The sequence below is a fragment of the Flavihumibacter stibioxidans genome, from assembly GCF_014332695.1.
Lineage (GTDB): Bacteria > Bacteroidota > Bacteroidia > Chitinophagales > Chitinophagaceae > Flavihumibacter > Flavihumibacter stibioxidans.
In genome coordinates, this window is the sequence record NZ_MBUA01000001.1 from 1,418,061 (window position 1) to 1,429,917 (window position 11,857).

Sequence of the window (11,857 nt, forward strand, 5' to 3'; positions counted from 1 at the left end):
AAATCTACAAAATAAGGCTTGCTTACCTGCCCACTATGATGATGATGGGTGGCCGCTTGGGACGGGCTTTTGTTTCGGATACAGCCCGCATATACGCGCTACCGGTTATTTCAGGCGCCATGGTTAAAGCCCTGTCGCGGTTCCGAAGGATCACATCACGTGCCTGGCTGTCACGGTTATTCAGTTCAGCCAGTAATTCCGCCGGAATATCGGCGCGTGTATTGAAATAATAAAACCTGACCGTAATGGCCTGTAAGTTTCGGCTACTCGCATCCGTCAGCCGGTAAAAGAACTGAAAATCAGCGGTAGCGCCGTTGACGGGAATGGCTCCCAATAAACCTGCATCAATACTACCCGCGAGGTCAATGGCACCATTGTCAACATCCACCTTGCAACCGGATGGGTTCACCCCCGGAACCTCATCGTCACCGTCATCATCAGTATCCTTCTCGTCAAATTCACAATCATCATCATCTGTATCGCCATTTCCATTGTCATCGTCAGAATCATCATCATCACAGGGCAAAGACAGCGTAGGGTTTGCATTATAAATCGGAAGGGCTACAGGTCCGGTATCGGCAAGGCTGTATATGCTGTCACGGTAATCAATACCCGAAACAATCAGCTTTGCACTATCCAGGACCCTTGACTGGTCTGCACTTATATAATAGATTTTATACCTGAGTCCTGCTTCACTGTTATTGACATTGACCCTTCCGGTCAGGCTGTCGATGGCAAGTCCCAGCGGAATGGCCTTGAAATATCCCGCTTCAGCCGGTTTGGTAGCCGGATCTGTAAAAACATTACTCAATTGATTTTTGTAGTATAAGGTATCACTGTAAGTGAGCCTGATCCTGGGGGTTTCCGGATCAGATTGCTGGCAGGCCACCGCCAGTAAAAAAAGGATGGCAAAGCTTGATAAATAGCGCATATTATCTGATAACGCAAATTAGTTGCCAAAGATTTCCTAAATGTAACCAATATCTTTGCCTTTATGCGAATTGACATAATTTCTGTTGTCCCAGAGCTGCTGGAAAGCCCTCTGGGCCATTCTATCATGAAACGGGCGCAAACCAAGGGATTGCTGGAAGTTTATGTACACCACCTGCGCCAATGGGCTGTTAACGAGTATGGACAGGTGGATGATTACCAGTATGGCGGGGGGGCCGGCATGGTGATGATGTGCGAACCCCTGGCCAAAGCCATTGACCAGTTGTCTGCCGACAGGAAATATGACCAGGTTATTTATATGACCCCCGACGGGGAAAGATTTGAGCAAAAGACCGCCAACAGGCTTTCGTTGTCGGAAAACCTGCTCATCATCTGCGGGCATTACAAGGGTATTGACCAGCGGATCCGCGACCATTATGTGACCATGGAACTGTCCATTGGTGATTACGTACTCAGTGGGGGCGAGCTGGCAGCAGCCGTAATAGTGGATGCCATTGGCCGCTTAATTCCCGGTGTTCTGAATGATGAAACCTCCGCACTGACCGATTCCTTCCAGGATGACCTGCTGGCACCGCCGGTATATACCCGTCCGGCCGATTTCCGGGGGTGGAAGGTACCCGAAATCCTGCTGAGCGGGGACCTTAAAAAGGTGGAAGAATGGCGTTATGAACAGGCCCTGCAAAGAACCCGCGAACGCCGCCCCGACCTGCAGGAGGAATAATGGCGGGATTATTTTACAAGGTTGTTGGGTTATCCGACCGGCGCATATTCCATGTGCAGCAGGGGATAAGGTTTACCCATCCCATCCACTGGCGACCTGCCTATAACAACAAAGCCCATTTTCCCGTAAAACCCAACCGCCTGTTCATTTTGTTCATTAACATCCAGGCGAAATGCACCCAGTTGCTCCACTGCAAATTGCAGTAATTGCTTTCCAATTCCCCTGCCCCTGGAACCAGGATGAATGAAAAGCATTTCGATCTTCCTGTCGGCAACACCCAGAAAGCCCAGTATCCGTCCTTCTTCGTTTCGTATACAATGCAGGCTCACGGCATTCAGGTATTCATTAAGTATTAACGGGCGGAAATATTCGATATCGGACTCGGGCAAAAAATGATGTGTTGCCCTTACAGAGGCTTCCCAAACTTCCGTTATTTCAGGGTAATCAGCCTTTGTCGGCTGTTGAATGGCATAACTATTGGACACGTTTATTTTTAAGCTAAATTTATTTAAATTCTGTAAAGGAGATGTCGTTACGCCAATTTATTGCAGCCCGGTTCTTGTTAAGATCATTCAATATCGTAAAAGACAAAGCTGTATTGCGATGGAAAGAATTTGCCACCCTGTTCGGACTCGAAGACGATCTGTTCTACAATCCAGCTCATAAACAACTGGCGCAGCCGGTGAAGGTTATACTAATCGGTGCGGGGCACCGTGGAAATAAATACGCCTCCTATTCCCTTAAATTCCCCGATGAGTTAAAGATCGTTGCCGTTGCAGATAACAATCCGGAAAGAAGACGCCGGGCCGCCAAAGCCTATGGCATACCCGACAATATGTGTTTCAACGACTGGACGCATGTATTCTTCAAGGAAAAATTTGCCGATGCCGTCATAATAGCCACTCCCGACCAGTTACATACACAGCCCTGCCTCGCTGCTCTGGATGCCGGTTACGATGTGCTGCTGGAAAAACCCATAGCACCAACAGAAGCCGAGTGTCGCCAGATACTTAAAAAAGCAACAGAGACAAACCGCATTGTAGGCGTTTGCCATGTGCTCCGTTATTCGCCCTATTTCAGGGAACTGAAAGCGATCCTGGATGCAGGATTGATTGGCGATATCATCAGCATACACCATATGGAACCCATTGAACACGTGCACATGAGTCATTCCTATGTACGTGGCAAATGGAGAAACAGTAATTCCGCAGCTCCCATTATACTGGCCAAGTCGAGCCACGATACAGATATCATCCGCTGGCTGGTTGGCAGCAAAGTGCATGATGTGCATTGCTTTGGAAATCTTCGCTGGTTTACCAACGCCAACGCGCCCGAAGGCAGCACGGAAAGGTGTACCGATGGCTGCCAGGTGGAAAGCAGTTGTCCTTACTCTGCCCTCCAGATCTACTATCGCGACAGGAAGCGACTCTATGTATTTGACCTGCCGGAAGATAAATCCGACTGGGACAAACTGATCCTCGAGCAGTTGAAGACCACCGATTATGGCCGCTGTGTGTACCGTATGGATAATGACCAGCCCGATCACCTCACCGTCAATATTCTATTTGAGAATGGTGTTACGGCCGCCTTTTCCATGGAAGCACATGTGTCCTACGAAGGCCGCAGGACACGCATAATGGGGTCTAAAGGTGATATCATCGGTGATATGGAAACCTTTGTGATGACCGACTTCAAAACACGCAAACAAACATCCTGGTCAATGAAGACCGATGCGCACGGAGGTGGCGACCATCCGCTGGTGCGCGATTGGGTACAGGCAGTAGGGCAGCAGGACAAAACGCTGCTGAGCTCCACCATCGAAGCTTCCGTTGAAAGTCATCTTATGTCCTTTGCTGCCGAACGCAGCCGGCTCAACCGAACCATCGAGGAGATCCATTTTTAAAGCGTCGCAGCCAAAAGCTGCGGATACCTCTGGTGCGTGTGCAGCACGAATTCCCCGAACAAGGTATTGGCCCAGGCAAACCACTTGCGGGTGAATTTTGACGGATCATCCTTGTGAAATGCTTCGTGCATGAACCCTGTGCCTGCATGAGTCGCCTTCAGCATCCGCAGGCATTTTTTTACTTCTGCCGGATTGCCGGATGTGAGCCCACGCATGGTAATGCCCAGTGGCCAGACAGTATTCATTCCACCATGCGGTCCGCCGATACCTTCAGCCGCTTTCCCTACAAAAAAGAACGGGTTATCTGCAGACAGGATATAGCGACGTGTATTCGCATATACTGGATCGTTAGCCTTCACCGCATTGAGGTAAGGAAGGGATAAAAGGCTGGGCACGTTGGCATCATCCATCAGGTGGTAACTTCCGAAACCGTTCACTTCAAATGCATATACCCTTCCATATTTGGGATGTATGGTGATGGCATGCTGGCGCAGCGCCTTTTCAACCTCGTCCGCCAGCGCCCGGCATTCGCTTATCAGTTTGCTGCCGGAATGAATGGCCCCAAGGATCTCAGCTGCCTGACGCAGGCTGACAACCGCGAAGAAATTGGATGGAACCAGAAACTGGAACAGGGTGGAATCGTCACTCGGCCGGAAAGTCGAACAGATAAGCCCCACAGGATTTACCGGGTATCCATAACCGCTGAGAGGCACACCATCTGTAGCCCAGGATGTGGTCCGCTGGAACGTGTAAGGACCATCCCCCTGTTTACGCTGCTGTTCTTTAAATGTCTGAACTGTCAATTCAATGCTGCGGATCCATTCGGCATCAAAGACGGAAACATCCCCGGTTATCTTCCAGTAATTATAAGCCAGTCTTACAGGATAACAAAGACTGTCGATCTCCCATTTACGTTCATGGATACCGGGTTTCATTTTGGTGATGTCGCTCTTCCATTCACTCTCCTTGTTTTCATCCTTGTAAAAAGCGTTGGCATAGGGATCGAGCAGGATACAATGCTTCTGGCGGTTGATCACCCCGGCTATCAATGCTTGCAGTTTTTTATCCTCCTTAACCAGCGGAAGATAGGGCCATACCTGGGCTGTACTATCGCGAAGCCACATGGCATCAATATCTCCTGTGATCACATAAGTATCGGGCTTGCCATTGATCATTTCAAACTCTACCGTGGTGTCCAGTGTATTAGGGAAACAATTCCCGAATAGCCATGCCAGTTCAGGATCGGCGATCTGCTTCCGGATACGGACGATGGTGGCTTCCACCGCATCACTCGAAAATTTTCTTTCGGCCAGGGGTGGGCGCTTACTTTCAAACTGGTTGCTGCCGGCAGCAAAAAGCCCTGATGGCTGCAGGAAAACTCCGGCTGATAAAACGCCTGTATTTTTGATGAAAGATCTGCGTGTTGCCATGATTATTTTTTGTTGGAATAGGAATAAGGATAGGCCGAGGGATGGGTTCCCCTTTTTTTATCGGGTGTGCCAGTCATATTAAACAATAGCTGCCCACCTTTCAGAATTTCTGAATGCCTGACATAATTTTTGGAATGAACCTGGCCGTTCCATTTCAGTTCACTTACATATTTATTGGAGGAAGAATTGGCCGGGGCCCGGATTTCAAGCTGTTTCCCATTCTCCAGCTGAACCGTCATTTTCTTAAAGAGCGGTGCGCCCAGTACGTACTCGTCGGTGCCCGGACAAACAGGGTAAAAACCCATCGCGGAGAAAACATACCAGGCCGATGTCTGCCCGTTGTCTTCATCACCGCAATACCCGTCGGGTGTGGGTTTGTACATGCGATTGATCACTTCCCTGGTCCAGTATTGCGTTTTCCATGGCTGCCCTGCATAATTGTACAGGTAGATCATATGCTGAATGGGTTGGTTGCCATGCGCGTATTGCCCCATGTTCATGATTTGCATCTCCCTGATCTCATGGATCGGAAAACCATAGTAGCTGTCATCAAAAGCAGGTGGCATCACAAACACGGAATCAAGCATCTGCACAAATGTTTTCCTGCCACCCATCAGGTTGATCAATCCCTGCACATCATGGAATACACTCCAGCTATAATGCCAGCTATTGCCTTCCGTGAAGGCATCGCCCCATTTCAAAGGATTGAAGGGCGACTGGAAACTGCCATCAGCCTTCTTCCCCCGCATCAATTTTGTTTCAGGGTCGAAAAGATTGCGGTAGTTCAGCATGCGTTTTTCAAAGAGCGCAATCTCCTCTTTAGGGCGGTTCAGGGCTTTGGCCAGTTGCCAGATGGTAAAATCATCATAGGCATACTCCAGTGTACGTGCGGCATTTTCATTGATCTTAACATCATAGGGAACATAGCCCAGTTCATTATAATATTTCACGCCCCGGCGACCTACGGCGTCCATGGGTCCTTCATTATTGGCGCCATGAAGAAGTGCCTCGTAAAGAATATTGATATCATAACCCCTCAGTCCTTTCAGGTAAGCATCGGCCACCACAGAGGCGGAATTGTTACCCACCATCACATTGCGGAAGCCGGGGCTCGACCATTCGGGCAGGAAGCCACCCTCCTTGTAATCGTTTATCAGCGCTTCCTGCATTTCCTTGTTGATGGAAGGATAAAGCAGGTTCAGCATGGGATAAAGCGCACGGAAAGTATCCCAGAAACCTGTTCCGGCATACATATAACCGGGAAGTACCTGGCCGTTATAAGGACTATAATGCACCACTTTTCCTGCCGCATCCAGCTCATAGTGCTTTTGCGGAAAACATACGGTACGATAGAGGCAGGAATAGAATGTACGCAACTGTTCATCGGTACCGCCTTCGGCCTTTAACCGACCCAGCACCTCATTCCACGCGACTCCGGAAGCCTTCATCGTCTGATCAAAACCGTTAGCGCCGATCTCACGGTCAAGATTAAGCTGGGCCTGTTCTGCGCTGATAAAAGAGGAGGCAATTTTTACCTGTACTTTTTCACCCTTTCCGGTTTTAAATCCTACCACCGCGCCTGCATGACCGGCCTGCATTTCGAGCTGGTTTTTCACCAGCACGGAATCATGCCATGTATGTGCAATTGAAAATGATTTATCAAAAACAAGTACAAAATAATTTTTGAAATTGGCTGGTACGCCGCCGCTGTGGCGGGTTGTATAACCAATGATCTTATTCTCCGAAGGGATGATTTTCACATAGGATCCTTTATCAAAAGCATCAATCACCACAAATGAACTATCCTGTTGGGGAAAGGTGAACCTGAATTGCGCGGCCCTTTCGGTTGCGGTGATCTCGGTGGTCACATCAAAATCAGCCAGGTAAACACTGTAATAATGAGGCTTTACGGTTTCAGCCTTGTGCGAAAACCAGCTGGCTCTTTTGTCCTGGTCAAATACCAGCTTACCGGTTACGGGCATAATGGAAAACTGGCCATAGTCATTCATCCATGGCGATGGCTGGTGGGTTTGCTTGAAACCACGGATCCTGTCAGCGGTATAGGTATAGGCCCAGCCATCGCCCATTTTGCCCGTCTGGGGAGTCCAGAAATTCATTCCCCAGGGGCGGGCTATAGCCGGATAGGTATTACCGTTAGATAAACTGTAAAGCGACTGTGTACCCATCAGTGGATTGACATAATCGATCGGGTTAATGGAAGCCTGCGCCCACACATAAGGGGTGATGGCACACAGCAGCGAAAACAATAAAACTTTCAATCGGATCATAGTATTTAATTGCGGGGCGTAAAAATAGACAAATACAGGCAATGCGGCGGGCTGGTCAGGGTTGGATGTCCAGCTCATATTTTTCCAGCAATCCGGGTAGCCCTGCCTGTGAGAACCTGGCTTTTTTGATTTTATTATTCGTCGGGTCGATAGAGAAATTAACCGCGGAGCGGAAATCAGTTTTGAACAGCACGGTATTGTCAAATTTGGTGCCGGGCAATTCGCAGTTCTCAAAAGATGCTTCCGTAAGGTCGGCACCTGAAAAATCCACTTCCAGTAATTTGCAGTTCCTGAACTTTTGCTTTTTTAATACACGTCCTATAAAGGAGGTGTAGCTGATCTGGCAATTTTCAAATTGGACTTCAAACAGGAATTCATTGCAGTCTTCGAAGAATACACCCTGTATCTTGCAGTTGCGGAATATTACCCCGTTAAATGTTGTTCTGGTCAGTTTGGTATTACCAAGGTGGCAACCCTCAAAAACGCAATCAGAAAATTCCGCGCCGGCCAGGCTGGTGTCTGAAAAAATGCAATGACGGAAACTGCAGGATTCATATTCACCCGCTTCAAAGGGATTGCCAGAAAAATCAACCCTTTCAAAGATTTTATCTTCAAAATAAATATCAGGCATAAGATTCTGATTTAAAACAGGAAAGGCATACTAGTTTCATCAAAAATACAGGCAAATAATGATGTGCCGGATGGCTTAATTTTTTAGTTTTATATCAAATTGGAATATTATGCGTTGGACAGGAAGGCGCGAAAGCGGAAATGTAGAAGACCGTCGTAGTATGGGTGGACCCATTGCCATCGGAGGTGGCATTATTGGTGTGGTGGTTTTGCTGATCAACCTTTTTTTAGGTGGTGATGTGGACGTATCACAGCTTCAGTCCCCTACCGGCAGCGGCGCCCCGATGACACAGGAGCAAAAAGCAAGGGAAGACCAGCTTGCTGGTTTTGTAAAAGTGGTGCTTGCTGAAACCGAAGATGTCTGGAACAAGGTTTTTGCAGAGAGCGGCGCACAATATGAAGAGCCTACGCTGGTGCTGTTCACCGGGGCAGTTCAGTCTGCCTGCGGATCAGCCAGCGCCGCCAGCGGTCCTTTCTACTGCCCTGGGGATCATAAATTATACATTGACCTGTCTTTCTACGATGAGTTGTCACAGCGTTTTGGCGCTCCCGGGGATTTTGCCATGGCTTATGTAGTGGCACATGAAGTTGGGCATCATATCCAGACCCTGCTGGGCACTACCGGGAAACTGGCCCAACTGAGGCAGCGTATCAGCCAGGAAGAATACAACCGTTACTCAGTTATGCTTGAACTGCAGGCAGATTTCCTCGCCGGCGTATGGGCCAATCATACCGCCAACAAGAACCTGCTCGACCCGGATGATATAGAAGAAGCAATGAATGCAGCCAATGCTATCGGGGACGATCGTCTTCAAAAACAGGCCCAGGGATATACTGTTCCGGAATCCTTTACCCATGGCACTTCCGAACAAAGGATGTATTGGTTCAGGAAAGGTTATGAAACAGGTGATATACGTCAGGGTGATACCTTTAACGACCCGAGATTACGCTGATCATTTCATGAGAATGATGATAACTGATCCGGATATCATGATCACTGCACCAAGCAGTTTTTTCCTGATATCCTTCTCCCTGAAAATTTTGTAACCGAGCAGGATACTAACGATGGTGGATAACTGAAAAAGAGACAATGCATATCCTACCGGTATATTATCCAGAACATAGTTGGTGGTGAGTTGCATGGTGCCGATACATAGTATGAGCAACAGATACCTGGATAAATGGCGGGGTTTAATACTGGATAGCTCCTTCACGATTCGCAGCCTGTAGGCGATCATCAATACAAAGGCGAAGAGAGTGCCGAACCAGCACCACATAACAAATGCGATCTCAGGGTTCGAATGCCGGATGATTTTCTTGATGATTACTGCTTCAATAGCGGTAAGAACCATGGCCCAGATCCGGTATTGAATTTCCTTCCTTTTCAGCAAGGCCCAGCTGAATTTCTCCTCCAGGGTATCCAGCACAAAATAGCTTCCGCTGATGATCATTGCTATACCAAGTATGCCCCATAAAGAAGGTATTTCACCGAGTAAGAAAACCGCAACGACCAAACCTACAACCGATTTATATGCATTGATGGGCCCCAGTACCGAGAGGTCCCCGGTTTGCAGTGCCTTCACCAGGAATGCGTTCCCAAGGGCACCTGCAATTCCGCCGGCTATGGAAAACCACCAAAACCCGACCGGCAGCTGGGACCATTCTATTGCAGGCAGAAAAAACAAACAGGCAAGGCCAAGAAAAAAATAAGTCAGAAAATTGACCAGGAGCGGATGGTTCCTGCTTTCTGTCAGTTGTTTCTGGAATACATTACCCAATGGGTTGGACACAATTCTTAGAACAACTGCAATGCTGATTAATAAAGTCGATGCCACGGGCTAAAATTAGGCCGAAACATCGTCATTTGCCCAAAGCAATGAACACCTTAAAGATTTTTGTACTTGCTTTGCTCAGGTTATTACCCTGGCTGAAAAAAACATTTGGCGCGGTACTTTCAATGCCACCGATGATATAGCCGGCAAGCAGTTCCTTCCGGCCGATGCTTTCCGCTTTCAGCATTCCGTTTGAAGTATAAAGATAACCGGAAACGGGTATAAATTCGGCGGAAGTGCCCAGCAATCCGGGCATGCGCAATGGTAAAATATATTCTGAGGCCTTCCCCTTTGCACGTTCCACTACGCTGATATGATCAACAAAGGGCACTTCTTCGTCCTTTTCAATTTTACCATCGGGCAGCACGCGATGGAGTGACAGTCCGCCAAAAAATATATTGAATGATTGTTTTTGCCCGACATCTAAAATGGTAAGGGTTGCGGTATGATAATGATTGAATTTCTGTTCAAATCCGGCTAATTCCCTCACAGAACCATTGCCGATATCTATCAGGCTGGTATAGGGTATATCCTGGTCATACTGAAAAACACCTGAATAAATGGTCAGCATATTCCTTCCCAGTGCATCTGTATAGGGTAGCAGGTTAAAATCGCGACGGTGCAGCAGCAGGGAATCCGTAACCGCATCATAATTTACTACATAAGGAGCAGCACCCTTTCTGTCAATCCCGAAACTTCTTACCTGGTTGGTGTATTGTTGTGAAAAACCCGGGCCATGATCGGGTCCATGCGGGTTGTATCGACCATCGAAGCGGTGGCCACCCACCAGGTAAATTCTGCCTTCCATCATGGCCATTCGCCCACCTGCTACAGCCATGCGTTCATCCCTGATCTGATTGATAAATGTTACCGGGTCCTCTCCGTTTATGATGGCATTGATGGTTTCCCTGACCCGGATAATTTGCAGAAAGGGATAAGTGATATGGTCCCCGGAACTGGCACTGTACCCATAACCTCCGGTCAGGAAAAGCTCATTCCCTTCCTGAAGGAATTGCATATTGGTGCTCTGAAGTTGTTCTGCAATTGCTGTGGGAAGACCACTGAGCGGCCTTGAATATATCTTTTGACCTGCCAGGTCCAGCACTATCAGCAGGGAATTATTCTGTTCCGGCCTGAAAGCAGCAAAAGGCTGCCGTCTGTGCAGCCCGTCTGTTCGGCCACCTGCCAGTAATATTCTCTTCCCATCCCTGGCCCAGGCATAGGAATGAAGACCATTGAAATTTTCGACAACAACTTCTTCCAGTCTTATACTGAATGGAAAACTATTTTGCTGCGGGATGGCTGCAAAAGGTAACAGCAATCCTGCCAGCAGGATGCGGAATAATTTCATGGCAAAGATTTTTCCGGATTAAAATCCGACCTTGATATAAGACCAACCCTGTTCCTGTTTCATCACTACTTCCCCTACTCCCATTTTCACAGTACCTGCCTCAGGGATCAGCTGATCTTTTGTAACATTTTTTTCGCGCATGGTGTTTTCACACACCACAAACACAACACCCATCTTTTTGAAATGGGCAATTTTTTCCTGCTGGGTGGTGTTCGCTTTCATCAGCATCTGGATTCCGGGACCATGTGTTACCACTTCAATTTCAACATTATCGCCCCAGCCGGCCTTGAGATTTTTCAGGTTATTCATCAGGCCTTTCCACAACAAAGTATCATTACCGCTGAGCTGCATCACGATCCGGTGTTTTTGGGCTGAGCCCACCTGGCTTTCCTGTGATGGTGATGATTGTGCGCTGGCAGCAAAAGATACAGTCAACAGTGTAATGGCGGCTAAAATTAATGAACGCAGCATAGTAGTTATTTAAGGGATGAATTATTCAACAGGTTTTTTCTTTTCGGTACGCTGGAACATGCTGAAGAGCATAGCTCCCAATACAGCAAAATAAAGTGTGCTGTTCACGGGTTTGGATGTAATGGCGCAGGTACCGGTAACGCAACCGACATATTTGTAATAGAGGTAACCTGTCAAACCACCAACCACAGCCCCTGCTGCCGGTAACCAGTATTTCTTTATAAGGTTCATGAGCATAATTTGTATAATATAGCTGGTAAAATTGGTCAAACATACCCTG

At 47.9% G+C, this 11,857-nt stretch carries 12 protein-coding genes; 3 read left to right on the forward strand and 9 right to left on the reverse strand.

The genetic code is table 11. The annotated features are described in order from the left end of the window. Positions 1-22 precede the first annotated feature (22 nt). On the reverse strand, positions 23-931 hold the full coding sequence (locus tag BC349_RS06015) for a hypothetical protein (RefSeq protein ID WP_187255809.1): 909 nt from the start codon (positions 929-931) through the stop codon (positions 23-25). A 63-nt stretch (positions 932-994) separates the two neighbouring features. Between BC349_RS06015 and trmD the strand changes: the two genes are divergently transcribed. Beyond that, complete coding sequence (gene trmD / locus BC349_RS06020; protein ID WP_187255810.1) at positions 995-1,672, forward strand: tRNA (guanosine(37)-N1)-methyltransferase TrmD; 678 nt, start codon at positions 995-997, stop codon at positions 1,670-1,672. A 29-nt stretch (positions 1,673-1,701) separates the two neighbouring features. Here the strand turns inward: trmD and BC349_RS06025 are convergent, their stop codons facing one another. Continuing rightward, a complete protein-coding gene (locus BC349_RS06025) occupies positions 1,702-2,157 on the reverse strand; it encodes an acetyltransferase (protein ID WP_187255811.1) in 456 nt (151 codons plus the stop codon). Between the two features lie 41 nt (positions 2,158-2,198). Between BC349_RS06025 and BC349_RS06030 the strand changes: the two genes are divergently transcribed. Next, positions 2,199-3,575, forward strand: coding sequence for a Gfo/Idh/MocA family protein (locus tag BC349_RS06030; protein WP_187255812.1), 1,377 nt, complete (start codon positions 2,199-2,201; stop codon positions 3,573-3,575). Here BC349_RS06030 and BC349_RS06035 read toward each other — a convergent pair. Genes BC349_RS06035 through BC349_RS06045 form a run of 3 tightly spaced genes read right to left on the reverse strand, consistent with a single transcriptional unit; the run spans position 3,572 to position 7,924 of the window. Next, complete coding sequence (locus BC349_RS06035) at positions 3,572-5,005, reverse strand: glycoside hydrolase family 125 protein (protein ID WP_187255813.1); 1,434 nt, start codon at positions 5,003-5,005, stop codon at positions 3,572-3,574. The genes BC349_RS06030 and BC349_RS06035 overlap by 4 nt on opposite strands. A 2-nt stretch (positions 5,006-5,007) precedes the next feature. Then, positions 5,008-7,293: a GH92 family glycosyl hydrolase gene (locus BC349_RS06040; protein ID WP_187255814.1), complete on the reverse strand. Its 2,286-nt coding sequence runs from the start codon at positions 7,291-7,293 to the stop codon at positions 5,008-5,010. Between the two features lie 55 nt (positions 7,294-7,348). Next, on the reverse strand, positions 7,349-7,924 hold the full coding sequence (locus BC349_RS06045; RefSeq protein WP_187255815.1) for a pentapeptide repeat-containing protein: 576 nt from the start codon (positions 7,922-7,924) through the stop codon (positions 7,349-7,351). Between the two features lie 109 nt (positions 7,925-8,033). Here BC349_RS06045 and ypfJ point away from each other — a divergent pair, with 109 nt between their 5' ends. Then, positions 8,034-8,876 carry a KPN_02809 family neutral zinc metallopeptidase gene (gene ypfJ, locus BC349_RS06050; protein WP_187255816.1) on the forward strand — a complete coding sequence of 281 codons (843 nt, stop codon included), beginning with the start codon at positions 8,034-8,036 and terminating at the stop codon, positions 8,874-8,876. On the opposite strand, the gene BC349_RS06055 is transcribed toward ypfJ, so the two are convergent. The 4 genes from BC349_RS06055 to BC349_RS06070 are packed head-to-tail and all read right to left on the reverse strand — an operon-like array spanning position 8,877 to position 11,808. Beyond that, positions 8,877-9,758, reverse strand: a complete 882-nt coding sequence (locus BC349_RS06055) for an EamA family transporter (RefSeq protein WP_187255817.1) — start codon at positions 9,756-9,758, stop codon at positions 8,877-8,879. Positions 9,759-9,783: 25 nt separating this feature from the next. After that, on the reverse strand, positions 9,784-11,106 hold the full coding sequence (locus BC349_RS06060; RefSeq protein ID WP_187255818.1) for a hypothetical protein: 1,323 nt from the start codon (positions 11,104-11,106) through the stop codon (positions 9,784-9,786). An 18-nt stretch (positions 11,107-11,124) separates the two neighbouring features. After that, positions 11,125-11,577, reverse strand: a complete 453-nt coding sequence (locus BC349_RS06065) for a DsrE family protein (protein WP_187255819.1) — start codon at positions 11,575-11,577, stop codon at positions 11,125-11,127. Positions 11,578-11,598: 21 nt separating this feature from the next. Then, positions 11,599-11,808 carry a hypothetical protein gene (locus BC349_RS06070; protein ID WP_222840085.1) on the reverse strand — a complete coding sequence of 70 codons (210 nt, stop codon included), beginning with the start codon at positions 11,806-11,808 and terminating at the stop codon, positions 11,599-11,601. Positions 11,809-11,857 lie beyond the last annotated feature (49 nt).